This window comes from Nocardioides sp. JS614, from assembly GCF_000015265.1.
Classification (GTDB): Bacteria; Actinomycetota; Actinomycetes; order Propionibacteriales; family Nocardioidaceae; genus Nocardioides.
On the sequence record NC_008699.1, the window covers coordinates 2,395,649 to 2,419,673 of the forward strand.

Genomic DNA, 24,025 nt, shown 5'->3' on the forward strand with positions numbered 1-24,025 from the left:
TGGAGGTGGCCAGACCGATGCAGCGTGAGCGACGACGAGACCCCTACCCGTGGACCTGGGAGATCCCCGTAGCGGTGGCCTTGGCGACCCTGTTCGTCATCGTCATCGGCATCCAGCTCGGCCGATCAGTCGCCAATCTGCTCGCCGGCGCCGGATGGACCTGGCCCGACGCCAACGCCGGCGCGTTCCCCTCACCCATCGGCACCGCGTTCTGGACCAGCCTTCCCGGCGTCCTCGGCGGCCACGCCGACGCCGGGCTGCCCAGCCCCACCCCCGACGGTCTGGCCGGCCGCGGCCTGGTCTGGGTCAGCCTCGCCCTGGCCGAGGTCGCGCTGCTCACCGCGACCATCTGGGTCGGCGCGTGGGCCTACCAGCGCTGGGGCCCGGGCCGCATGCGCGGCATGGCGACCGCAGCCGAGGCCGAGAAGCTGCTCGGCGTCACCCGGCTCCGCAAGGTCGCCGGCATCGTCCGCCCGGACCTCCACGGCAAGCAGGCCGCCCCGACACCGGCACCGGTCCAGCGCACCCCCGGCGACCTCACCGAACAACCCGGCCCGCAGCTGGGCCACGGCCTCAGCCCGTGGCTCCTGGACGGCCGCCGAACGAAGGAACACCGATGAGCCACGAAACCCCACTGCACGGCAACCCGACACTTCGCACCCGCGGCCGCCACCTCTTGGGCGGCATCATCTGTCGCCGTCGCGGACACCGCCCCGTCCTCGTCGAGCGCCACTACTACGTGACTGTCGGCCAGGTGGAACTCCTCGGCGAGGCGCGCGACCTGCTGTCCGACGCCTCCTTCCCGCTCCTCGGTCGCCGAGCAGAAGAACGCCATGGCCGTGCGGTGATCTGCCGTCGATGCCTCGCCCCGTGCGGGGACAGCGTTCCCGAGGTGGCGCGATGAAGCTGAGGTTCGACCCCTGGGACGTGGGCTGGCGCATCGGTAACGCCCACGAGCCGCGAGGCGGCGAGCTGTGGGTCCCGTGGGACCGCACCGCCGGCGTAATCGGCCCGCAGGGATCCGGCAAGACCCTCGACCTGCTCACCCCTGCACTGCTCGGCGCTCCGGGTGCCGCCCTGGTGACACTGACGAAGGTCGAGGACCTGCTGCTCAGCCTCACCGAACGCTCCCGCGACGACCGGCCCTGCGTGGTGCTCGACCCCTTCGGCCTGGCCGAGGGCGTCGTCGACGAGCTGATCTGGGACCCGATCGCCGGCTGCGTAGACCCCAAGGTCGCCGAGCGGCGCGCCAAGGCTTTCACCGCCGGCACCGTCAAGGGCGCGATCACCGGCGGCACCGGCGACGATGCTGCGCGGTTCTACGCCGCCGAGTCCGCGAAGGTGCTGCAGGGCTACTTCCACGCCGCGGCGCTGACCGGTAGGACGCTCGAGGACGTGCTGCAGTGGGTCGCCAACCCCACCGCAGCCACCCAGCCGATGGAGATCTTGCGGCGGCACCCGCACGCCGAGCCGTTCTGGCACGGCCTCCTGCACGGTGCGCTGAACGGTGACGACCGCACCGCCGGCAACACCGTCACCACGGTGCAGCAGGCGGTCTCGCTGTTCTTCCAGGCCGACATCCGCCGCCGCTGCATTCCCAGCCCCGGACGTCCCGCCACCGACCTCGCCGACGTGATCCGTCGACGCGGCACCATCTACCTGCTCGGCCGCGAAGACCCCTACGCCTCGGCCAGCCCGCTGATGACCGCCGTGGCCGAGCACGTCTTGGACACCGGCCTGCTCCTGGCCAACAGCTCCCCGCGGGGCGGCCGGCTGTGCCCGCCCCTGGTCTCGGTGCTCGACGAGCTGCCGTCGACCGCGCCGCTTCCGACCCTCCGTACCCGAATGGCCAACGAGCGCGCCCTGGGGCTGTCGTTCATTTGGGCCGCCCAGACTCGGCCCCAGCTGACCAGCATCTTCGGTGAGCACGAGGCCCGAGCACTGCTCGGCCTCACCAACGCCCTGGTGATGTTCGGCGGCTCCAAGGACGTCGCCTTCAACCAGGAGATCTCCGACCTCCTCGGAACGGTCCGCATCGGGCGGGTCACCCACTCCACCGGCGGAGCCAGTGGCGGTGGGCGCAGCTTCTCCGGCGACGACATCCCGATCATGCGGCCGGAGGAAGTCCGGCAACTGCCCGAACGCCAAGCTCTGGTCGTCGCCGAGAACGGCAAGCCGATCATCGCCAAGCTGCACCGCTGCGTCGAAGGCAAGGCAGGGGAGCGCCTGCTGGCCGACCAGCGGGCGCTGCGCGAGCGCCTCACCAACGACCGGCGCATGGTCATCACCCCCGAGGCCCGAGCCACCGCCGCGCTCGTCGAGGCGCGCCGTCTCGGTTTCGTCGACGACGAGACCGACCACGCAAGGAGTGAACTGTGACCACCGAGCAGCAGACCCGCCGGGCGGCACCCACGCTGATGGTCTTCCCGTTCCCCGTCCCCGGGGACCATGTCCGGCTCGCCTACCGCGAGCTCCACATCGCCATCAGCGGCACCGAGGAGGAGAAGAAGGCCCTCGGCAACCACGCGCTGCTGTCGCGGCCCTGGGAGCCGGCGACTTGCCTGGACCCCGAGCTGCGTCACGACCTGTGGGAGTGGCTCGAGGACGTCGTGATCTGGCTCAACCGCGAGTACACCTGGGACGTCTCCGGTCTCATCCCCAGCTGCTGGCCTCTGCACCCGCACCTGGTCCACGAGATCGCCGTCCTTGCCGACCAGCGCCGGCGGGCCGGCCTGGCGATGACCAGCGACGCGCTCGAGGAGTGGCACCGCTACTGCCTGCCGGCGTTCACGGACCGGATGCGCAACAGGCTGCGCACCCACTGCGACGACGAGCACAAGAGCTGGCCGGCCAACCCGCGCCACAGCGAGCACCTGGCCGACGCCAGCCGCCAGCGCCGCGAGAACACGATCGCCCGCGACATCGACGCTCTGCCCGTCAACCGTCGGGCACACGAACAATCGCCGGCCGGTCCACCGCGGCTCGGCCTCGTCGACCTCGACACGGGCGAGATCCACGACGACGAGCTAGGCGGCGCTCAGCCGCGCACCCGCACCGAGAAGGGACCCCGCGAATGATGCAGATGAACGAACGCTCCGAGGCCATCCGCCGAGCCCAGCGCGCCCTCAAGGCTCTCGGCGAGCACCCGCGCTCAAGCAAGAAGGAGCTCGGCCACGCGCGCGAACACGTCAACGCCTGCTACTCCCACGGCTCGGGTGAGTACGTGTGGAACGCCGTTGCACAGGTCGAGGCGATGGCCGATCGCCGATACGGCGTACCGAGCACAGACGAGCAGCGTCAGCTGGTCGAGGCGACCGAGGACCTCGAGGAGCCTGCGACAGCCGCCCGCGGCCGAGCGGCCGAGGACCGCGCAATCCCGTCGACGTCGGCGACCCCAGACGTGGAGCTCGCGCCCACTGCATCGCGATGAAGTGGGCACGACGGGCTCAAGACGGCGTTAGAACGCCGCTGAGAGAACGGCAACCCCTGCCAGCGGGTAGTCACACACCGCTTCGTTGTGGGAGAGCCATTCTGATCGTTCTCGCCCCGTCGACCTCCCAGGCGTAGAACTGATGCCGGATCAGCTGACCTCAGCGCTCCTGATCGTGGTGGCTATCGCCTACCTCGGCGGAGCCGTTCTGTTGATCGTGGCGCTTGCGAAGGTCCTGTTCGCCTGGTCGGTCAGCTGGCGCACCAGCGGGCAAACAAGCCCGGTTGACGTCGTGCTGCAGCAGCGGGCCGCCGCGGCGATGGCCGCCGTCGCCGCAGTCGCGAACGTCCCGCCTCCGGCAACCGACGTCGTTGCGATCCTGGGCGCCCCGGTCGCCGGGGAAGCCGATGGGACCGTGGGCGATGGTGGTCTCGCTGTGACCCGCTTCCGGGCTGGTCGTCCCCCCACCGTGGTGTTCGCGCGGGCTGCGCTCACCGGCCTCAGCGCCGGCGCAGTGCAGAGCCTGGCCGCCCACGAGCTCGGCCACGTCATCCGCCGCGAGCGCAGTTCGGCCGCGGCGCGGTACTCGTGGCTGGTCGGTTACCTACTCCTCGTGTTGGCAGGCGCTGGTCTCACTGCAGCTGCTCTTGTGGCCTCGCCCCAGCTGGCCGGCCCCTCGTTGCTGGCCACGATGAGTGCGGCCGTTGCGTTTCTCGGTCTCCGCTTCACCTTCGACCGGCGCGAGGAGGCTGCCGCCGATCTCTTCGCTATCGACCTGACTCGCGACCTGGACGCGGCCGCGGAGCTGATGCGGTTCTACGAGGAAAGCCTGGCGCGGCAGACGCCCGACGGCGGCCGCGCGTGGTCGCGGCTGGAGCGGAGGTGGTTCGCAACCCACCCCGAGCCGCAGGCGCGGCTCGCAGCCATGCGCCGTCGCCTTGGGTGACGTCTCGAACGAGGTGGCGAAAACACCTCTGGTAGCAGCCGGACCGACCTCGTTGGCCCCTTCAGCGGCTGGCAGCCGACGTAGTCCATCCGGTCGGCTGAGGCCTCGGTAGACCCCTGGCTTCTCGCTGCGTGAGGATGACGATCGTGACTCCAACCGATCTGGGACCAGTTTGGCGGCAGCACAATTGCTCACGTAAGCACAGGACCTTCCTGACGATGGCGAAGTGCATCTGGAACGACGCTCCTTGGGTCTCCGGCGAAGGAGCTATCGCGTTGGTGGCGTGCAGACCTTCTGGGCCTGTCAGGTACCGGCACGGAGCCGTGTCCCTGCACCAGACGGCTGATAGTGCGTTGGAGGCCAAGACGTTGATCGACGAGACCGGCTGCGGAGGCCGCTGTCACCGCGACCACAGGATCGTGCAGCTGGTCTTACCGTGACGCCAGCGTGCGGGCGTCCGGAGGGGGTCAGCGGCGTGGGGTACCGCGGCGGGGCGGCCGCGGACGGTTCACGTCCTGCCGATCTCGTGCCACGCCCTGCGACTGGGTCGGCGCCGGGGTGCCTTCGCCGGTGTCGATCGGGATCTCGAGGCGGGACACGATCCGGTAGCGCAGGTCACGGGCCGGGCTGTCGCCCAGGGGCTTCTCAGCGACCAGGCCGCGCGTGGCGGCGCCGACGTCGTGACCCTGCTCGTGGGCCTGCTGCAGCATCGCGGCGGTGGCCGGCCAGTCGCCCTGCTCGAGCAGCCGCGGGTCGAGTTCGCGAGCCAGTGGGGCCCACCGCTCGGCCGGGGTCTTCTCGGCCGCGGCCGAGAGCCGTGCGCGAACCTCGCTGCTCTTGTGGAGCTCGGCCAGTGCCGCCTTCCGCGGGTCGGCATCCCAGGTCTTGATCGCGTCGCGCAGGTCGCGTCGCGCCTGCAACTGGGAGAGCTGCAGGCGGGCCCGGACCTGGTTGGCGCCCGGCTCCCAGGCGCGGCTGGGACGTGCCGAGATGACCCGCATAGCGGCCATCTGTGCCTGCTCCGGGGCGAGGTTGTCCAGGCGCTCGGTGAGCAATTGGTCACCGAGCGAGCGGAAGGCGGGCTGGCCGCTGGCCAGCGCGGCAGTGAGCGCAGCGGGCCCGCGCTGGGCGAGCAGGTCGGCGGGGTCGAGGCCGTCGGGGAACCGCGCGAAGCCGGGGTCGAGGCCGTGCGGGGTGAGCATCCAGAAGTCGCGCTCGGCCGCGACCTGGCCAGCGAGGTCGGCGTCGGTGGCCACGATCGGGTCGCGGCCGACGGCAGCCAGCTGGGCGGCCTGCTCGTCGGTCAGCGACGTGCCGAGCGGCGCCACGCCGAGGTAGAGGCCGGCGCTGGCCAGCGTGACCGCCACGGCGTCGATCGGGCCCTCGACGATCACTGGGACCGCACCCTCGGCGAGCAGCTCGTCGACGACACCGAATAGCTGGGCGCCCTTGTGGAACAGCGGGGTGTCGGCTGTGTTGAGGTACTTGGGGCCGCCCTTGTCGGCGTCGGTGAGGTCGGGCCGGCGGCGGCCGACGAAGCCGAGCACTTCGCCCTGGTGGATCACCGGGAACATCACCCGGTCGCGGAACCGGTCGATGAGGCGACCGGTGCTGGCCTCGATGGCGACGCCGGTGGCCACCATCTCGGCGTCACTGACACCGCGGCCGCGCAGGTGGTCGACCAGGTTGGTCCACCCGGCTGGCGCCTGACCGGGACGGAACCGCTCGTCGCCGGCGAGGTCGATGCCGAACCGTCCGGTGAGGTAGTCGCGGCCCCACGAGTCGGTGAACCGGGCCTCGAAGAAGGCCTGTGCCATGTCGTTGATCTCGAGCATGCGCTCACGCGAGACGGGGGAGGAGTGCCACTCGTCAGCCCGCTGGTACATGAGCCGGAGGTCGGCGTCGGTGGGCTCCAGTCGGCTGCCGCCGAGGTCGCGGATGTAGGCGGCCAGCGTCAGGTCGGGCTCGACGAACTGGTCCTCGTCGACGTCGACCAGGTCGCCAGCGACGGCGTCGACCACGTGCTCGTCGGCCGCGTTCTCGTCGACGTCGACCAGGTGCTCGTCGTACGGGCCGGGGTCCTCGGCGAGCGGCCAGTCGCCCCAGTCGGGGTCGGTGGCGTGGTCGACGAGCGTCGCGGGGTCCGGCTCGATCCCGTCCCACAGGTCTGCGGGCGGCTCGTCGAAGTGGTACTCGTGCGCGTGCTCGTCGGGAGCGGTCTCCAGCGCGATCGAGGTCCGCCAGACCAGCGCCTGGCACTCGTCGACGCCCTCCCAGCCGTCGCTCGGCATCGCCCGCCCGGCACCCAGCAGAGCCTCGGCCTGCCAGCCGCGCTGCATGCCGTGGTCCACGTTCGCGACGAGCGCGGGCCACCAGGTGCTGGCCTGGATGCTCGCGGCGCGCTCGGGACCGAACAGATCCGCGAGCCGCGGGGTCCACTCGGTGGTGACGCTCTCACCGTGGGAACCGTCGCCGATCTGGGAGGCAACGGCCGGGGTGAGCTGACGGGCCATGCGCCACCACACGGCCGCCGCGGCGTGCTCGTCGGGCAGCGGCCCGGCCGGGTGGTCGGCCGCGGTGGCGGTGCGCAGCAGCTCGTGGGCGGTGACGCCGGCGCGCGACATCGCGGCGAGTCGCTCGGCGAGCAGCGGGGTGAACTCGTCGTCGCGGACCTGCGGGGCGAGCGAGTAGAGCAGCTGGCGCCATTCCTTGAGCGCCGGGGTGTGGTCGCCGGTGACGGCGCGGTTGAGCCGTCGCTGCCAGGTCGCGGAGGCCTTCTGCAGCTGCGGTGCACCGGTCGGTCGCCGGTCGTCGACCAGGACCTGCATGGCGGCCCGCCAGACCTCGACGTTGGCGACCGTGGCGGCCTCGGGCCGGAGGCCGTTCTGTGCCCACGCCGGTAGTGCGGCCTGGTCGGTCGCCCGCGTTCGGACCTGGTCGGCGAGCTGCTCGACCAGGTGAGCGCGCTGGGAGAGGTAGGCGCCCCAGTGCGGGTCCTTAGCCAGGCGGGCCGGGACCGCGGGCATCCACGGCAGCGGCCCTGCGCCGGCGTTGCGCAAGCCGGAGGCGTCCAGGCGCCAGTCGAGGACCGCGGCGCGGTCGTGCGCGGTCTCCAGCTCCCGGTCGCCGGCGGCCGCCCGGAGCGCGTCGACGGGGTTCTGGCCGGCCGCGCCGAGCAGCAGCAGATGGGCACGCAAGGTTGGCCAGGCGGCCTCCTCCGAGAGCCCGGGGACGAGCGTTTCGACCGCGTTGTCCAGGGCGTCGACCACGTTGGTCGGGGCGCCGTTGGCGTCCTGGCCGACGTCGTCATGGCGCAGGAAGTCCTCCGCGGCGACGTAGAGGCTGTCGAGGTAGCGCTGTGCCGCCTCGCCGAGCCGGGTGGCCGGATCGGCCTGCTCGCGCAGCAGGCTGGTCGCGGACCGCTGCATGTTGTCGCGCGCCAGCATCGACTCGAGGATGTCGGTCGGCGTGAGCGGCCGGACCAGCGTCGGGTGGATCACCGAGTGCGGGTCGCCGTCGCCGACGACCTCGAGGTAGACGTGGTTCGCGTGCACGCCGCGGGTCATCATCGTGTAGAGCTGCTGGCGCGACTCGCTGCCGGTGGCCAGGCCGTGCATCGTGTCGGCGGTGACGCCCTGGGCGGTGTGCACGGTGCACGCGTAGCCGAGCTCGGAGGATCGGGCGACGTAGTCAGCGGGCAGCCGCACGGTGCGGCCGTGCTGGGTGTGCTGGACGGTCAGGTCGCCGTCGTCGTGGATCTCCAGCACGTTCCAGCGGTCGCCGTTCTTCACCCAGTCGGTGGCCGAAGTACGCAGGCGACGGTCGTTCTCGCGGGTGATGATCAGTTCGCCGATCGAGGCCTCGTTGCCGTCGGCGAGCCGGCGGACCGGTCCGCTGGCGGCGACGTCGGCCGGCTCGATTCCTTCGAGCCGGTGGGCGCGGGCCTGCTGGTTCAGCTCGCTGACCAGGTCGCGGGTGGGGGCGAGCATGATCGAGTCCAGGCCGGCGGCACGGTCGGCCTGCCAGGCCGCGAAGACGTCCTCGGTCATGGTGGCCAGGTCGCCTACGTGGACGCGGTCGCGGTCGAGGTAGAAGCCGAGCGACTCGGGCTTGCCTTCGCGCAGCGCGAGCGAGGCGGCGCCCTCGGCGGGATCCTTGAACCGGACGAGCTCGGTCAGCTGCAGTGCCCCGTGGGTGGCGCGGATGTCGCGCAGCACGCCGCCGGCGCCGATCGCGGAGAGCTGCTGGTCGTCGCCGATCAGTCGGACGCTGCCGCCGCGCTCGAGGATGTAGGAGACCGCTGCGTCCAGCGAGAGGGTGTCGGCCATCCCGGCCTCGTCGATGACCACGAGGGTGGAGGAGTCGATGCGGGCGACCCAGGCGGGCATCGCGGCGCCGGACTCGCGGGCCTGCTCGAGCGAGTGGGTCAGCTTGGCCAGGGTGTCGGTCTGGGTGTCGATTTGGGAGCGCAGCGCGTCCGCGGCCGCTGCTGAGGGAGCCAGGCCGATGATGGTGCCGCCGCCATCAGCCCAGGCGCTGGCCAGGGCTCGCATCGCGGTGGTCTTGCCGGATCCGGCGGGCGCGATCGCCAGCTGTAGCCGGGCGCTGGAGGTGGCCATCTCGCGGACCAGCGTTGCCTGTCCGGCGTTGAGGGTGATGCCGTTGGCGGTCGACTCGAGCAGCGCCAGGTCGACCGAGTCGGTCGTGACGGCGTACCCGTCGTGCCGGCCGGCGACCTCGACCAGGCGCTGCTCGGCGGCGAGTACCTTGCCCGAGGTGAACAGCTCGGCGCCGCTCTGGGTGTAGACCGAGGTCCCGTCCGCGCGCCGCAGCTCGACCGGTTCGCTGATGGCGTCCCAGGCGCGGGCCATGCTCACCGAGCGGCCGTCGAGGACCTCGCTTACGAGCAGGTCGACGACGTGGGGGACCTGGTTGGTGGGCACGTTGGCGCCCCGGACCTGCCTCTGGGCCTCGGCGTAGACGTGCCAGAACTGCCAGGTGCTCCGAGCTCCCTCCATCGTCGCCACGATCCGGTCGGTCGTCTTGGCGAACCAGGCCGAGTCGGCCAGCGACCGCGCTGCGCCCTTCGGGTTCAGTGCGCCGTGGACCATATGCTCGACCCGCTGAGGGGTGCCCAGCACCTCGATGGCCTCACGGCTCCAGGTCTCGCGCTGCTCGGCCAGCGAGCGCGGCTCGTGCTTGGCCTCGCGGGTCTCCAGCGTCGCCTGCTGGGACAGCTGGATGGTCTCCACCGGCGTCGGCGGGCGGCCGTGGGTGGCCTGGAACGCGGCCGCGAGGACCTTGCGGCGGTCCTCGACGCTGGCGCGGCGCTTAGAGAAGCGGCGGTTCAGCTCGGGGTCGACGCCGACGATCTCGCGCACCGGCCGCTTGCGGGCGTCCTCGTTCGGCCGCTCCTCGAACCGCACGCCGAGGGCGTCGACCAGGTGCCGCTCGAGCGCGGTGTTGTAGGTCTCCGAGGCCGAGACCACCGCCTTGTGCAGCGGCCGGCCATCGATGGCCAGCCACTTGCCGTCGAGCGTCTGGACCTTGTTCGCCACGGCGACGTGCGTATGCAAGTCAGGGTCTCCCGCGCGGGAGTCGCGGTGGGTGAACGCCGTGGCGACCAGGCCGCGGACGTCAACCTGGCGGACGCCGTTGGTGCCTCGGCGGGTGAACAGTGCCTTGGATTCGATGAAGCCCAGCGCGTCCTTGATCGCCGCCTGGTGGGCCCGCTCGATCACCGCGGCGGTCTTCGGGTCGGAGATCGCCCACAGCACCGAGACGCTCTTGACCGGGGAGAAGGTCAGGTCGTAGCCGGCCACCGCGTTGGTCTTCGGTCGGGAGTGCTTGGCGATCGCGGCGGCCAGCTCGCGTGCGTCGGCGGGTTCACGGCCGTGCTCAGCACGGAAGAACTCGGTGCCGACCTCGGTGCGGACCTTGGCCCGGTCGGCCGCGGGGACCGGCCAGTCACCCGGCAGGCCGGCGGCCTCGTTGAGGGCCGCGATGCGCTTGGCGACCTCGATCCGGAACGGGCTGATGTCGTTCTCGTAGACCTTGTACGGCGTGCCGAGCTGGCGGGCCGTCTTGTAGTCCGCGTAGGTCGGCCGGTCGACGCCGTCGCGGCCGATGCGTAGGTCCAGGTCCTTGGTCCGCTGGGTGGCCAGCGGGTGGTGACCGGAGCCGAACAGGCTCTGCATGTGGTCAGCGGTGACGATGTCGCCGGCGTCGAGCCCTTCGAGTCCCTCCATGCCGGAGCCGACCCACACGCCGGGAGTCTCGCCCTTCTCGGTGTAGTAGCTCGCGAGGCCGGTGTGGCCCTTGTCCGTGGCGTCCATCGCTGCGACCTGGCGGGTCAGGTAGTCGTACCCCGACCCCGCCGTCAGCTTGTGGAGGCTCATCGTCACGGTCACCTACGTGCGCGCGGGCGGTCTGTGCGATCACTTCCGGCCAGATTCGTGCTGTGTTCTTTCTATTCGGCAGACCGAGAATGCAAGAGGTGTGTGGCACTTGGGAGGTCGCGGAAATCTGGGGGGACGCTGAGGGACGTGGGTGACGGCTCGGGCGTCGGGTTCGGACTGGGTGAGGTGGGCGGGGCTGGCTGGGGTCGAGATTGGCGGATTCGGAAGGTTTCTTGGCCGGTGGTGATCGCACGGGGACCGGGATCTGTCGTAGGTGACTGTCAGAGTCCATGTCGACACGAGTGAGGACCGGATGAGTCAGCAGACGATCAAGCAGCAGGCGCGGCGTACGGCGCGGGAGATGGCCGAGAAGCGGCGGCGCGAGCGCGAGGAGCGGGAGCGCCGGGTGGTCGACCTGGCCGAACGGGTCATGGTCGCGATCGGTGAGCGCGACGCGGCGGTGGCCGAGACCGAGAAGCGCGCCGGGGATGCGCTGCGGGAGTTGACCGAGGTCGAGGGGCTGTCACTGGGCGAGGCGGTCGAGTGGTGCGGCGAGACGATCACCGTGCGGGAGGCGACGCGGCTGCGGCGACTGGCCGCACCGGACGGCAGCGCGGAGGCTGAGGGCGGCGCGGCCGCAGAGCGGGAGCCCGACGCAGCGGCCGAGAACGGGGGAGCGGGTGCCGGTTCGGCGGCTTGATGACGCCGGCCTCGCGGCGGTCGCGGCGGCGCTGGCGGACCCGGCAGTGATCACGCGCTACCGGGCAAAGGTCGCCACGGTGCCCGGCAGTGAGTGCCTGTGGTGGACCGGGGCCGTGGCTGGCCGCTCGGAGCGGGAGCGCACGTCTGGCGGTGGCCACGGCCGGTTCTGGTACGCGCCGGGGCGGGTGATCATCGCCCACCGGTTCGCGTACGCGGTCATGCGCGGCGTGGAGGCGCTCGCGGAGGCGCGGCTGCTCGGGCATCGGTGTCACAACCCGCTGTGTCAGCGGATCGCACCGGATCACGTCGTGGTGTCGAGCGCGGCGCAGAACCGCCGGGAGTGGTCGGTGCAGCGGCGGCTGCCGTACAGCCCGCTGGCCGACCCGCGTGGGCCGCGTCGGCGGGCGCGGGAACTGCGCGACCTGGCGCGTGAGGACCCGCAGCTGGTTGCCGACGACCTCGCGCGGCTCCAGGAGTTGCTGGGCGAGCAACTGACGCTCTGGTGACGAGCCCGACGCAGAAGGCCGCCCGCACCGTCGAGGGTGCGGGCGGCCTTGCGATTGTTGGTCAGGCTGGCTCGCCGTCGAGGAGCCGACCGAGCGTCTCCCACAGGTCGAGGTAGCCGTCCGCGTCCTCGGGCGACTGCTCGCCCCACTTGGCGTGAAGAGCGCGGATGCGGTCGAGCCGGTCGAGCCGGTCGGGGAGTGCGGCACGAGCGGCGGCCATGAACTCGACATCGGCGGCGTGGCCGGTGGCCTTGAGGCCGAGCCGGTGGTCGTGCCCGGTGTAGTAGGCCACGAGGACGTTGTCGGGAATCAGGGCGTCGGCGGCGGTGGCGCGGATCTTGTCACCGTCCGGAGTCCACGGCCGGGGTGGCGCGGGCCTCCAGGGCGCGGAGCGTGGCGTCGTCGCTCATGCTGGCTGGTCCTCCCGGGCGGTCGCGGCGGCGAGGTCGAGCCGCCCGGATGCGGCGGTCGCCACGGCGGTGATCCGGGCGGCCAGCGCCCGCAGCTCGGCGGGCGTGCCCTGGATCGCCACCACGTCGTCACCGGCCAGCGTCAGGACCGGCTGGCGGTGCTCACCGGCACCCACCCAGTCCTCGCCGGGGGTGAACACCTGGACGCTGGTCTCGCGGGCTGCCAGCCACTCGATGTGCGCGCTCACGGGGTCACCTCGACGGGTGCGGTGCCGATGAGGCGGCGGAACGCCGCCACGTCGGACTCCATGGTGAGCAGACGCCGGTGCTGATCGTCGGCTCGTGCGGCGACCTCGGTCAGCACCTCCCGCAGGCCGTCGAGGAAGGCGACAACGTCGCGGGCGCTGAGGTCTCCGCGTGTCGGGATCGGCACGCGAAGGTCAGCCGCGTAGGGAACTGCGTTCATGGCTACGCGGATGGCGCGCTGGTCGTCCGCGCTGATCACGGTGCCGGCCGGGTCCGGCTGGGTCTGCTCGGTCATGACTGCTCCTGTTCGGCGCTGCGGTGGGTGTGCTCGGCGTGCAGGGCGTCCAGCGCCGTGGCGAGGCTGGACAGGGCCGCGTCCAGGTGGGCGCGGGCGGTCTCGGGGGTCCAGCGGCGTACGTCGCGCAGGCGGTTCTCGATGACGATCAGGTCGCAGGCCGTCTCGCTGAGGGGGTGCCGGTCCTTGGCAGCGCTGGCCGCGACGTCGGCGGCGGGGGCGGTCGGCTGCCTCATCGCAGCACGTCCTCGACTGCGCGGCGCTTGGCCTCGTCGAGCGTGGCGGTGCGCATCCCCCAGCGCTGGCCGTAGCCACCGTCGATGTCGGCGTAGAACCCCGGCGCGAGGTAGGTCGCACAGTCGCCGGGGGTGATCCGGATCAGGTAGATGCGCCCGTGCGCGTGGACGCTTGCGGTGTGCGCGGTCCAGCGACCCGGCCAGCGGTCGTCGGCGTCCACGGTGTGCCACTCCACTGGCGTGCTGTCGGTGTCGGCGAGTGCGGTGATGACGTGGGTGGTCGTGTCGGTCATGGCTCCTCCTTCAGTTGGGCCGGTGGGGGGCCGGACTCGGGGTCTCAGCCCGCCACCGGAGGAACTGGCGGGACGGTCAGGCCGGAGCGAGCGCGGTCCAGGCGCGTCGCTTGATCCGGTCGGGGTCGTCGCTGGTGAGCACCCGCGTGGCCCGGGCGGCGTGCTCGTCGCCCTTGGTGCGGACCGGGGCGTAGTGGTCGACGTACTCGGCCACGGCCTGGTAGCCGGCCCACGCCGTGGCGCGGATGCCGGCCTGCGTGTCGGCGTCGGCGAACAGCCAGTGCAGCCGGGAGCGGCGGCGGCGCTCGGTCTCGCGGACCCGCTTGGTGCCGTTGGCCTCGGCCTTGCCGAACGTGGCGTCGATCAGGGCGTCGAACGCAGCGTCGGTCATGGTCTGCTGGATCAGCCGCTCGGCCTCGACCTGGAACGCGTCGACGTAGGTGAACGTCAGCCCGAGCGCGTCGCGGGCGGCCTGGACGGCGGCCTTGGCGTTGCGGGTGTGCCGGATCGAGAACGACGACTCGTGGTTGCGCAGGGCCGCGCTCTGGGTGTTCGCGCACACGACGCGGACCGGGGTGACGAGGATGCGGAACGCGCTGGAGCCGTCGTGACTGTTGAGCGCCGCGATGTTCAGGTCGACGCGGTCGGTGCCGCCGACCGTGAGCGAGTCCGGCAGCTGCATGGTGATGAACACCTGCCGACCGCCGCGCAGCGAACCGGCGGTGTCGAAGATCGCGCCCGACTCCTCGGCCAGCAGGTTCAGGAACTCGGCGTGGTCCTCGTTCTGCAGCGGGGTGTAGCCGCCGCCGACGACGCCGAGCGCCTCGGGTGCCCCGGTGAACGGGTTGGTGCGCACCGTGGCGAAGCCGGGGACCTCGATCGCGGTGACGCCGACCTCGCTGACCTCGGCGGTGGTGAGCGGCAACTTGCGGACGTACCAGCCGCCCAGGTGGCCGAGCCGCATGGCCTCCTCGGCGGTGAACGCGCGGTCGCGGACGGTGGTGCCCAGGCGGTGCCAGGCGTCCTTGCGGGCGAAGACGGCTGCTGCCTGCGTGCCGTGGGTCTCGATCTCGTGGGCCATGTCGGGGTCCTCCCGGTGTCGGAATCAAACGAACTGAGTTCAGTCTATGGTTTCTATTCCACTGAGGACGGTTCTCCACAGGGAGAACCGCCCTCAGGTGGGGGAGGGGAGCGGGTCAGGCGGCGCTGTCCCTCGCCTCGCCGCTGGCCTCGTCGGCGTTGTCGCTGGCGTCCTCGGTGGTGCTCGGCTGCGGCTCCTCGCCGAGCAGGATCCGCTCGACCTCGCTGGGCTGGTAGCCCCACTCCACGAGCGCGCCGAGCACGCGGGCGTCCCACGCTGTCGGGTTGCGCCACGAGTGCTTGCCGGTCGTGGCCTCCCACGCGGCCACGACGGCGGCGAGGGTGGTCATGGTCGCGGCCTTCGGCGTGCTCGCCTTGGTCGCGATCTTGTGGCACTCCTCGTACCCCGCGCCGTAGTAGCCAGTCGGGACGTCGATCCCGAGCAGCGTGAAGAGCATCGGGTGCCGGTGGTCCATGGCCTTGCTCAGCGAGTGGTGGCCGGTGACGACGGCCTCGCAGATCAGGGCCTCGGCTCCCTTCGGGGCGGTCTTGCGGGCCACGAAGGTGGCCAGCCACTCGCGGCGCACCGTCTCCGCGCTCGCCCAGGCCTTGTTGTTGGCGATCACGCGGCGGCGCTCCTCGCGGCGGGCCTCGGCCTCCTCCTCGCTCTCGCCCTCGTCGCCGCTCTCGGCGGTGGTGCTGCCGGACCCTCCGCCGCGACGACGCAGGCCGGAGGCGTCGAGGTCGGTGACGACCCAGACCGGCACGTACTGCTGGTAAGGCTCGGCGGGCTCGTAGTCCTCGTCCTCCTCGTCGGTGCCGTCCTCGCTCTCCTCGTCGTACGCGTCCTCGGGGTAGACCCACTCCTTGACGACGTGAACGCGAGCGCCGGGAACGTTGGGCCACTCCTCCTCGGGCAGCGGCTCACCCTCGCCGGTGACCAGCCGCTCGATGCGCAGCACCTCGTCGGCCTCTGCGACCTCCTCCGCGCTCAGCACCGGCAGGCCCTCGGCGCGCAGCCGCTCGACCTCGGCGGCGTCGGCCTCGCGCTCGGCTGCCTCGTCGCGCAGCCGCTGGGCCTCATGTGCGAGCGATCGCCGCCACTGCTTGGTGTTCTCCAGGCGCTGGACGGCCTCGGGGTCGTGCTCGAACTCGGCGAAGATCGCGGCCTCCTCCAGCGTCAGGTCGCCGGAGTCGAGCCGGTTGCGGGTCTGGTCGGCCTTGGTGACCGCCAGGGCCGCGTTCACGGTGGGGCGGTCGATGCTGGTGCGCTTGGCGATCTGCGCGGCGCTCACGCCGAGCAGGGCCAGCTGCTCCACGCCCGCGACGATCTCGGCCTCGCGCATCCCGGCGCGGTGGATGTTCTCGACCATCTGGTCACCGATCCGGTCGGCGTCGGCGGGCTGGGGCACGACACGGGCCGGGATCAGGCCGGTGGGGGTGCCGACCTCGGCGGCGGTCACGGTGCGGCGCTGGCCGCGCAGCAGGACGTACTGGCCGTTCTCGTTGCGGTAGACCGTGACGGCCTCCAGGACGCCGCGCTCCTTGATCGACTTGCGGAACTCCTTGTGGTCGGGTCGCAGGTCGGTCCTGACGTTGGTGCCGATGATGATGTCGGCGGGGTCGAGGTACGCGAACTCCTCGGCCTGGACGGCGTCGGCGGCGGTGTCGGCGGGGGTCTGGATGGTGTCGGTCATGTTGCGGTCCTCCGTAGGTAGAATAGAAAGAACTGACAGGCCTAAGTCTCCCCGCGGGGGCCGACGCCTACCGGGGCACAGGGCGGACCTGTGGAAAGGTGGGCACCCGGTGAGGGTGGGGATAACCCCGGCCTCGGCGGGCGCGGACTCCGCTGCGGCGGCGTGGCGCAGCTGCACCTCGTAGCTGGCTGGAACGGAAGGAATCGAGCGAGGGTGAGAACGGCTGCGGAGGGCCCCGACCGGGAATGCAGTGGCGTTGGTGTTAGCCGCTGCGGCTCGACGCCGGCGGCCGTGACCAGGGGAGTGATCAGGTGACGAGCCAGACCACGATCCCGGTCGGGATCTACTGGAAGCCCGGCGTGTGGGACCTCGCGCGATCGGCCTACATCGCCGACCTGGACACCGACGTCGACTCGCCCGGCTCGTTCGTCGGCTGGCTCGCCCAGGCGCTCGGGCTGCACGCCCGGCGCTCACCACAGCAGCGGGCCGAGCTCGCGGCCGCGGGCGAGAAGCATCCCGCCCTGGTCAGCGTGACCCGCAAGAGCTTCAACAAGAAGCACGACCTGCCGGCCGCGACCATCGAGGCGGTCGAAGACGCGCTCGTGGCCGATCGTCAGGAGCTCGGCCGGATGCTCGCCCGCTCCGCGTTCGCCCAGGAGGCCGTGATCGCCGCGGCCGAGGATGCCCGCCGGCGGCTGGGCCGCGAGCTGCCGCCGCCTCCGCAGAAGCTCAGCAACCGGCCGCCGCGGCGCCGGCCGGCACGGTAGGTCGGCTGGCCGCCGGCACGGGTTGTGTCGGTGCCTACGCCTAGCGTGCTTCTTAGCGCCCCGATCCGGTACCCGAGAGCCGGTCGGGGCGCTTCTTTGCGCCCTCGTTGATCGCCCCGGACCCCTTCGCGGACCTAGGTGACTGCGGGGCCGGCCTGCGTCCCGCCCGAACCGAGGAGGAACGCGTGTCCAGATCACCCTGCCGCGCTCGACGCGGCTCGACCCACCCAGCAGTCCTGGCCACCCTCGCCGCAGTCCTGGCGTCCGCACTGTGCCTGTCCGCCACTTCGCCGGCGGCCGCGGCTGAGCCCGTCGAGGACATGGGCTGCCGGATGGTCATCTGGGCCTCCGACAGCGTCTTCGACACCTCCTACGCCCACGACGGCATGCGGCACGCCTTTCGCGGCTGCCTGGTCAAGCGCAGCTGGTCCACGAAGTCCTACCGCTCCCTCATGAACCGGCAGTGGCGGCTGCACAACCACCTGGCCAGCTCGGAGTGCCGGGTCGGCGACTACCACTCTCCGGCCTCAGGCGAACCACCTACAAGGGCATCCGCGTCGTCGTCTTCAAGTACCGCTTCGACTACCTGGTGCCCTGCTGAGCAGTCCCACGCGAGCACGAGCGGATCCGAACAAGTTCGGCCGATGTGATCGCTGCCGGACCCCGATGGGACCTAGGTGACTGCGGGACCGATCCGAACGTCTCGCAGTCACCTAGGAGGAAGTCATGTCCACCACCGTCACCTTCGCCGGCAACCTGGCCGAGGCTCCCGAGCTGCTCTCCACCCGCGAGAACAAGCCGTTCGTCAGCTGTCGGGTCCTGGTCAACCGGCGCGTACAGAACGACGACGGGGAGTGGGTCAACGACGAGCCCACTGCCCACAACGTCAAGATCTTCGGCTCGGCCGCCACGCACGTGCACGACAGCTGCGGATCCGGCGACCCGATCTTCGTCCACGGCCTCGAGCGCACCGAGAGCTGGCCGGACAAGGAGACCGGCGAGAAGCGCACCAAGGACGTCGTGGTCGTCGACAATCGCTTCGGCGAGGTCGGCGTCTCGCTCAAGTACGTCTCCGCGCGCATCGAGCGCGCCGCCCGCCCGGCTCAGGCCAGCTGACCGCGCGGAGGTTCCGATGGATCTCGTCGTACAGTCCCCGGACGAGCTGCTCGCCGCAGTGCCGCACGTCCTCGGCTTCAAGCTTTTCTGGACTAGCGACTCTGGAGCACGCTGCGAGCGAGCGCTTCGCGCCCTCGGAGTCAGGTCGGCGTCGTCCTGCGTTCCGGTCACGTCGCCATGAGTCGCGGCGCGCGGAGCACCAGCCGCATCAAGCACGCTGGTCGCCGACGCGTCACAGAGGCGATCTACATCGTCGTCGCCAGATGGTACTGACCGTGCCGTGACACCGTATGGAAGAGAACACTTGGCGCCTCGATCCGTTGTCGAGGCGCCAAGCCAGGGGGTGTGCCGATTCACGTCAAGCTGTGGCCTGTCAGGAGAACCCTCCGACCCAGGAGCCGCAGCCGACGATCACGCCGCCGCTACGACGGCATGCCCGGATCTCGATCGCAGCGTCTTCAGTGATGCCGGAAAAGGTCTGCGAGTTGCTGGTTCCGGATCCCCCGGATGCGATCACGGTCTCGATCGTGCCGTTGGGTCGACGCAGCTGGGCAACGGCCGCGTCTCCGTCCGCGGCAGTGTCGGTAGCGGTGAGCCGGTCTGGGACATCGGTCCAATTGGCTCGGGCGCCGGTGGTCGTGGCCTGGAAGTCGTTGGCCCATGCCGGGTTGGCACTGAGGGCGAGGAACATGCTCACTCCGAGCACGACTGCTGCGCGAACTGCTTTCATGGTTGGTCCCTCCCGAGCGGGTGATGTGGCCGCGTTCCCGATGATCGCGGCTGTGATCAGCATCACATTTGGCCCGTGGCTTGCCAATGCCGTCCGCCGAGCCTTCGCCGAAAAGCCACGGAAAGTTCGGCATCGATGCCAACGGATCCGCCACTGGCTACGTCTTAGGTTGTAGGAGCTTTCCGCGAGGCGGGCCGACGGCGGGACCACTCGAAAGGGGATCTGATGACAGAGGAACTCCCGTACCAGGAGTCGATCGATCCGGATCGGTTGCACGCCCTGCTTGAGGAAGAGATCGGTCAGCCACCTCCATGGCGGCCGGGCATGCTTGAGCAGATCGTCAGGGAAGGGCGCGCCTGGCGCCGGTTCCAGTTTGCGATCGACCTGCTCGTGGGTCTTTCGGTCGTGCTGGTCGTCGCCGGCGCCGGCGTCTGGCTTTGGTGGGGCTAACTGCTTCTTCTACGGCCAGGCTCGGGCCCGGGGGTCAGGCTTGCGGCGCGTTCGTCGGGGGTATGGCTGGATCTCCCAGGAACACGCTGCCCTTGCGAGGTGGTGCGGTGGCCAAGATCTTGTCTTGGGCGGCGCGCAGGCTGATCGTGAGTTGTTCGACCTCACCGGGCCAACCGCGTTCCTCGGCTTCTGTGATGCGTTGTAGGAGGCTGGCTGCGATGGCTTCGAGTCTGTCGAGCTGGGCGGGGTCGACACGCAGGACGGGGCAGCGGATGCAGGCGTGCTCGTGTTCGCAGCTCGACCCGTAGGGCCGGGCACAGGAGCCGAGCTCGACACGGCGCAGGGCGAAGTGTTCCTCGAACTCGTCCCACTCTTCGGGGGTGGGCTCGCGGTATTCCTCGGCCGGTCGCGCTGATCGGCGGCGATCGACGAAGGTTCGGAAGGTGCGGATTAGGTCGTCTTGGAAGACGGCGGTGTAGGGCTGGGTGCTGTTGAGGTGGCGGTGCCCGAGGATCCGCGAGGCGATGTGCAGCGGCAGTCCGTCTTGGACGGCAGTGGTGGTGAAGACCCGTCGGAAGTCGTGCGGGGTCAGGTGCATGGGGTTGCCTGCGGTGTCGGTCAGGCCCATCCGGTCGGCCACCTCCCGCAGGGTGACTCGGACCATGGTTGGGCTCATCGCCGTCGGACCGGAGCCGTAGTCACGCTGGAACAGGTGCGGCAGTGGTGGCCCGGTGGTGGCTTCGTAGTTGTCGTAGCGCGCGACCAGCGGTACGGCTCCGTTGTAGCGGTTGCGCAGTCTGCTGATGATCTCGGCCAGGACGCGGGCAAGGTCGGGGGTGACCAGGAGCAGTCGTTCCTCGTTCGTCTTCGACGGGACGATCTGCAGCAGCGGGACGAGCTCGCCGGTGGTGGACAGCCGGTGAGACACCAGCGCAAGGTGGGTGAGCTCGAGGAGTTCCTCCAGGCGCACACCGCTGTGTCGCAGCGTCTCCACGACCGCCCACAGCCAGAATGCGTCCTCCTCGGTCCGGCCGACGCTGAAGCGTTCGCCGGTCTCAACGCAGACCACGTCGTAGGCCAGGTCGGGAGGTAGGCCGCGGCCGCCACGGATCCGGGTGCTGATCCGCTGATAGGTGCGACCGTTGAAGTTGAATGAGGCATCGGCAGGTGTCTGCTTGGCCAGGGCCAGCATCGCCTCGGCGTCGCGGCGGTCCTGTTCCAGCCTGGCGAGCATCCGCGGGACCAGCGGCACTCGTTCGCGGATGCGCTGGTGGATGCGGGCTTGATGGGCCAGCTTCCGTTTCTTGTTGCCGGCCACGTCGGCGCGGGTGACTGGTGAGGCCACCACCCATGGTGCGAGCGTGGCGTCATCGAGCGCCCAGTCACGTAGGTCCAGGTAGAGGCAGCGCACGGTGAGCAGCACGTCGAGGAAGTCGGCTCGCGGCCTCCTCGACCCGTCGGGGGCGACGATGACGGCCAGGCGCTCCTTCCAGGCGGTCACCGTCGTCTTGGGCAGGGCCAGGGTGTCGCTCCCGGCGAGTTCGGGGTGGTGGCGCTCCAGGTCGGCCCAGAAGTTGCCGGCCAGCATCCGCGCGAGCGACTTCAAGGTGGTGTAGTCGACGTTGGTCTTCCGTTCGGCCAGGTAGCGCACCAGCAGGTCACGCACGGGCCCGGGAGCGAGCCCGTAGCGGTCGACCAGCTCGGCGGGGGTGCGTTGCCCCACGCGCAGCGCGGCACGCAGGGAGGAGTCCTTGGGCAAGATGCCGACCCCGGCCAGCAGGGTCCAGGTCTGTCCCAGTCCGGCGGCGGGGACTCCGTGCTTCTCCCGGTAGTGGGCCCGCAGCTCGAAGAGGTCCTCGGCGCTGACGTCCTGGAGGTCTTTGCCGGTGTGGAGCATGATCCTGGCCAGTACCGTCCAGACGTCGCGCTGTTGGCGACGGCTGATCTGATGCTGCTCGGCGAACGCCTCGATCCGGGCGATTAGGGCGGGATCTTGCTGCACCAGGACCTGTTGATAGCCCTTGGTCTTCCAGGTCGCGAAGAACTCGTGGCCGGGCAGGACCACCCGCGACACGATCAGGGTGCGCATCCCTGCGACTGCGATCTGGCGCACCGTCTTCGGGTCGCGGTGGTCCTCGCCGTGGCGCTCGGGCAGCCAGCCCAGCGGGTTCGTGTCGGCACCGGCCGCAACCCATCGGTCGCGCCAACCGGCCCCGGGGAAGATGAGCAGCCAGTCGAGCACCCAATCTGCCCCTTCCAGCAGCCGATTGCTCGCGTACTCGGTCACCGGCCAGTCCGGGAGTTTGGCCACCAGCCGCAAGACCTCGTCCTTCACCGCGGTGTCGTGTGGCCCGGCGAAGACCTGGTCCACCAGCTCGGGATGCTCGCGGTAGTACGGCCCGGCGACCTTCAGCTGCTCGCTGGTCAACACGCTCCTCAAGGCAGTACCCCGTCACCGAACAGCACCGCCAGGTCGGCGGCCCGGTAGCCGCGGTCGACAGGCTCCGGGGCTGGCTTCGGCTTGGCCAGACGGGCCAGGTGTTCGGCGACCCGCTCCACGGTGTGGCGCTCGTCCTCGACGAGATAGATCTCCGCGGTCGTTTCCAGGTGGGCATGGCCCAGGATCGTCTGGACGTCGCGCAGCGAGACGTGCTCGTCGGCGGCCATCCGCAACGCGCAGGTGTGGCGCAGGTCGTGCATGCTCCAGTTGGTGCCCAGCTTCGCGTTTGCGCGGCGCAGCACCGCCCGAAGCGCCTCGTAGCTCAACGGGATCCGGGCCAACTTGCCGTCGGCGTCACGTCGTCTGCGCAGCGTCACCCACAGCGGGTCAGCCGGGCCGACGCCACCGATCTCGGCCAGATAGAGCCGCAGCCACACGAACGCGTCGTTGCTGCCCGGCAGCCACTGCTCGGCACGGCTGCCCTTGCGGATCACCCGGACCTGCTGGTTGCCCCAGTCCACGTCGCAGCCGCGCAGGCCGAGGACCTCCGCCGCGCGGGCGCCGTTGCTGATTGCCAACGCCAGCAGCGCACGGTCCCGGTTCGAGCCCATCGCGTCGAACAGATTTGCCCAGGCTTGGTCCGGCAGCGCCCGCGGCTGACGCCGCGGGACCTTCGGGTTGTGCCGGACCCGACCCTCGGGACGGAACCGCTCCATCGGGTTGTGATGCGCGTTCGAACGTCCCTGGCCGCGATGGTCGCGCGCCACCGGGTTCACCACCGGACCCAACCCCTGCTCGCCCCAGAACTCGTAGAACGAGGAGACCACCGCGTTGCTGTGCCGGATCGTACGTGCCGCGTAGTGGTCGTCCAGGTAGCGCTTGCCGGTCACCTGGTTCACCGTCCCGGCTGTCGCTGCTGAGACGGTCCGCTGTGACCGGCGCGGCTTAGGATGCAACTGCAGCCACAATGTCAGGTCACGTACTTCTGCTTGGGTGGCTCGGTCCCACTCCACGCCGACCGCCGCGAGCCAGCGCCACCACCGAAGCAGCCCATAGGCATAGGACCGCACGCTGCCCCGACTATTGCCCCGCGCTGCGAAGTCCCGGAGGAACTCCGCGATCGGGCGAACCGCATCGCCCGCGTCGTCGTAGACCAGCCAGGCAACACCGGAGCCACCGGAGCGAACGCAACCCAAGCGCTCAATCTGCAGTTGTTCGAGATCACGCGACAAGCCAGGACTCCCGTACGACGACCATCATGGGCGCATACATCTATCAGCCGGCCCCCGCTGGTAGTCCGGTCAACATGGCCTGAGGAGTCGATCGTCCTCGTGCCCTTCCGGCCCGGGCTCCCCATCACCCGCGTCGACCTGCCGAAGACGGCCGCCGACCGCGAGGAGGTCTGGGACGCCCTCCGCGGCCCCTACGGCCGCCACGCCCGCCCCGGAGCGCGCCTGGCGATCCTCTGCTTCACCGAGGACCGCCGCAGCGCCGAGCTGGCCAGCCAGCATCTGTCCAACCACCTCGACACCGTGGGTATCACCACGCACATCCGGCTGTGGGCGGACGGGGAGCGGTGGCGTGAGTTCAACACCGGCCAGACCGGACTTCAGACCCCGGCGACCGCCGAGCGGATCGCGGCCGCGACCGTGCTGACCGGCGCCGCCCAGCCGGCCGCGAGCCGGGCCTCCCTGGCCGCGTCCATGGTCGGGGACCGTGAGCCGATCGCCCAGCTGATCCCCGTGGCCCGGGCCGCGGCCGCGGGCAGCACTCCCGCCTTCGAGCGGGACTGGGCACTGGACCGGCTCGAGCAGTTCCACACCGACGGCAACCGGATCTCCGACGTCGACGGCGCACGGATGCTGGTGGCCCTGGAGACGATCAGCACCCGCGACGCGCTGTGGGAGGACATGAGCAGGGAGAACCACACCTCCCACATGGCCCTCTGGAACGACCTGACCCGACGCGCCCCCGACGAGGTCCGCGCGGCGCCGGCCTCCATGCTCGGCTTCGCCAGCTGGCTGCACGGCGATGGCGCCAAGGCCTGGTGCGCCCTCGACCAGGTGCCCGCCGACCGGCCCTACTCCATGGCCGCCATCGTCGCCTCGGCCCTGCAGAACGGCATCCACCCGCGCGAGTGGGAGCGATACCAGACCCAGATGCGCGACCTCGCCGGCGAGCTCGACGAGTCCTTCGTGCCCAAGCCTCCCGAACACCCGCGGGACCTGCCGAGCACGCAGCCAATCACCGACCGCCCCGCCCCGGGCCGCTGAGAAGGGACAG

At 70.8% G+C, this 24,025-nt stretch carries 23 protein-coding genes; 12 read left to right on the plus strand and 11 right to left on the minus strand.

Annotation, left to right across the window (positions count from 1 at the left end):
• Nucleotides 1-17 precede the first annotated feature (17 nt).
• The 6 genes from NOCA_RS12830 to NOCA_RS12850 all read left to right on the plus strand — a co-directional run bounded on the left by NOCA_RS12830 (nt 18) and on the right by NOCA_RS12850 (nt 4,376).
• Complete coding sequence (locus NOCA_RS12830; RefSeq protein WP_011755694.1) at nt 18-620, plus strand: hypothetical protein; 603 nt, start codon at nt 18-20, stop codon at nt 618-620.
• Nucleotides 617-904, plus strand: coding sequence for a hypothetical protein (locus tag NOCA_RS27095; RefSeq protein ID WP_140404175.1), 288 nt, complete (start codon nt 617-619; stop codon nt 902-904). Before NOCA_RS12830 ends, NOCA_RS27095 begins: the two co-directional genes overlap by 4 nt.
• Nucleotides 901-2,379, plus strand: a complete 1,479-nt coding sequence (locus NOCA_RS12835; protein ID WP_041546521.1) for a type IV secretory system conjugative DNA transfer family protein — start codon at nt 901-903, stop codon at nt 2,377-2,379. The genes NOCA_RS27095 and NOCA_RS12835 overlap by 4 nt, the downstream gene beginning before the upstream one ends.
• On the plus strand, nt 2,376-3,077 hold the full coding sequence (locus tag NOCA_RS12840) for a hypothetical protein (RefSeq protein WP_011755696.1): 702 nt from the start codon (nt 2,376-2,378) through the stop codon (nt 3,075-3,077). The genes NOCA_RS12835 and NOCA_RS12840 overlap by 4 nt, the downstream gene beginning before the upstream one ends.
• 5 nt (nt 3,078-3,082) lie before the next feature.
• Complete coding sequence (locus NOCA_RS12845; RefSeq protein ID WP_140404176.1) at nt 3,083-3,430, plus strand: hypothetical protein; 348 nt, start codon at nt 3,083-3,085, stop codon at nt 3,428-3,430.
• A gap of 142 nt (nt 3,431-3,572) precedes the next feature.
• Complete coding sequence (locus tag NOCA_RS12850) at nt 3,573-4,376, plus strand: M48 family metalloprotease (RefSeq protein ID WP_011755698.1); 804 nt, start codon at nt 3,573-3,575, stop codon at nt 4,374-4,376.
• 467 nt (nt 4,377-4,843) lie between these two features.
• On the opposite strand, the gene mobF is transcribed toward NOCA_RS12850, so the two are convergent.
• Nucleotides 4,844-10,774, minus strand: coding sequence for a MobF family relaxase (gene mobF / locus NOCA_RS12855; RefSeq protein ID WP_011755699.1), 5,931 nt, complete (start codon nt 10,772-10,774; stop codon nt 4,844-4,846).
• A 313-nt stretch (nt 10,775-11,087) separates the two neighbouring features.
• Between mobF and NOCA_RS12860 the strand changes: the two genes are divergently transcribed.
• Nucleotides 11,088-11,474, plus strand: a complete 387-nt coding sequence (locus tag NOCA_RS12860) for a hypothetical protein (RefSeq protein WP_041546522.1) — start codon at nt 11,088-11,090, stop codon at nt 11,472-11,474.
• Entirely contained in the window at nt 11,455-11,982 is a 528-nt protein-coding gene (locus tag NOCA_RS25845) for a hypothetical protein (RefSeq protein ID WP_011755701.1), read from the plus strand. Before NOCA_RS12860 ends, NOCA_RS25845 begins: the two co-directional genes overlap by 20 nt.
• 61 nt (nt 11,983-12,043) lie before the next feature.
• Here NOCA_RS25845 and NOCA_RS12870 read toward each other — a convergent pair whose 3' ends face one another.
• The 7 genes from NOCA_RS12870 to NOCA_RS12900 form a co-directional block, all read right to left on the minus strand.
• Entirely contained in the window at nt 12,044-12,274 is a 231-nt protein-coding gene (locus NOCA_RS12870; protein WP_011755702.1) for a hypothetical protein, read from the minus strand.
• A gap of 114 nt (nt 12,275-12,388) precedes the next feature.
• The gene (locus NOCA_RS12875; RefSeq protein ID WP_011755703.1) at nt 12,389-12,640 is read right to left on the minus strand and encodes a hypothetical protein; all 252 of its coding nucleotides are present in this window, start codon (nt 12,638-12,640) and stop codon (nt 12,389-12,391) included.
• Nucleotides 12,637-12,933, minus strand: a complete 297-nt coding sequence (locus tag NOCA_RS12880) for a hypothetical protein (protein ID WP_011755704.1) — start codon at nt 12,931-12,933, stop codon at nt 12,637-12,639. Before NOCA_RS12880 ends, NOCA_RS12875 begins: the two co-directional genes overlap by 4 nt.
• On the minus strand, nt 12,930-13,169 hold the full coding sequence (locus tag NOCA_RS12885; RefSeq protein ID WP_011755705.1) for a hypothetical protein: 240 nt from the start codon (nt 13,167-13,169) through the stop codon (nt 12,930-12,932). The genes NOCA_RS12880 and NOCA_RS12885 overlap by 4 nt, the downstream gene beginning before the upstream one ends.
• Nucleotides 13,166-13,462 carry a hypothetical protein gene (locus NOCA_RS12890; RefSeq protein ID WP_011755706.1) on the minus strand — a complete coding sequence of 99 codons (297 nt, stop codon included), beginning with the start codon at nt 13,460-13,462 and terminating at the stop codon, nt 13,166-13,168. Before NOCA_RS12890 ends, NOCA_RS12885 begins: the two co-directional genes overlap by 4 nt.
• 76 nt (nt 13,463-13,538) lie before the next feature.
• Nucleotides 13,539-14,543: a DUF932 domain-containing protein gene (locus tag NOCA_RS12895; RefSeq protein ID WP_011755707.1), complete on the minus strand. Its 1,005-nt coding sequence runs from the start codon at nt 14,541-14,543 to the stop codon at nt 13,539-13,541.
• Between the two features lie 115 nt (nt 14,544-14,658).
• On the minus strand, nt 14,659-16,239 hold the full coding sequence (locus tag NOCA_RS12900) for a ParB/RepB/Spo0J family partition protein (RefSeq protein WP_011755708.1): 1,581 nt from the start codon (nt 16,237-16,239) through the stop codon (nt 14,659-14,661).
• A gap of 311 nt (nt 16,240-16,550) precedes the next feature.
• On the opposite strand from NOCA_RS12900, the gene NOCA_RS12905 reads away from it, so the two are divergent.
• Nucleotides 16,551-17,006 carry a hypothetical protein gene (locus NOCA_RS12905; protein ID WP_011755709.1) on the plus strand — a complete coding sequence of 152 codons (456 nt, stop codon included), beginning with the start codon at nt 16,551-16,553 and terminating at the stop codon, nt 17,004-17,006.
• A 726-nt stretch (nt 17,007-17,732) separates the two neighbouring features.
• Nucleotides 17,733-18,122: a single-stranded DNA-binding protein gene (locus NOCA_RS12910; protein WP_011755711.1), complete on the plus strand. Its 390-nt coding sequence runs from the start codon at nt 17,733-17,735 to the stop codon at nt 18,120-18,122.
• Nucleotides 18,123-18,495: 373 nt separating this feature from the next.
• Here the strand turns inward: NOCA_RS12910 and NOCA_RS12915 are convergent, their stop codons facing one another.
• Complete coding sequence (locus tag NOCA_RS12915) at nt 18,496-18,813, minus strand: hypothetical protein (protein WP_041545921.1); 318 nt, start codon at nt 18,811-18,813, stop codon at nt 18,496-18,498.
• Nucleotides 18,814-19,077: 264 nt separating this feature from the next.
• On the opposite strand from NOCA_RS12915, the gene NOCA_RS12920 reads away from it, so the two are divergent.
• A complete protein-coding gene (locus NOCA_RS12920) occupies nt 19,078-19,302 on the plus strand; it encodes a hypothetical protein (RefSeq protein ID WP_041545920.1) in 225 nt (74 codons plus the stop codon).
• A 34-nt stretch (nt 19,303-19,336) separates the two neighbouring features.
• Here NOCA_RS12920 and NOCA_RS12925 read toward each other — a convergent pair whose 3' ends face one another.
• Together NOCA_RS12925 and NOCA_RS12930 are read right to left on the minus strand one after the other, a co-directional pair.
• Nucleotides 19,337-21,730, minus strand: coding sequence for a site-specific integrase (locus NOCA_RS12925; protein WP_011751502.1), 2,394 nt, complete (start codon nt 21,728-21,730; stop codon nt 19,337-19,339).
• An 8-nt stretch (nt 21,731-21,738) separates the two neighbouring features.
• Complete coding sequence (locus NOCA_RS12930) at nt 21,739-22,974, minus strand: tyrosine-type recombinase/integrase (RefSeq protein WP_011751501.1); 1,236 nt, start codon at nt 22,972-22,974, stop codon at nt 21,739-21,741.
• Here NOCA_RS12930 and NOCA_RS12935 point away from each other — a divergent pair.
• On the plus strand, nt 22,954-24,015 hold the full coding sequence (locus NOCA_RS12935; RefSeq protein ID WP_274378279.1) for a DUF4192 domain-containing protein: 1,062 nt from the start codon (nt 22,954-22,956) through the stop codon (nt 24,013-24,015). The two genes, NOCA_RS12930 and NOCA_RS12935, sit on opposite strands and share 21 nt — an antisense overlap.
• The last annotated feature ends 10 nt before the right edge of the window (nt 24,016-24,025 follow it).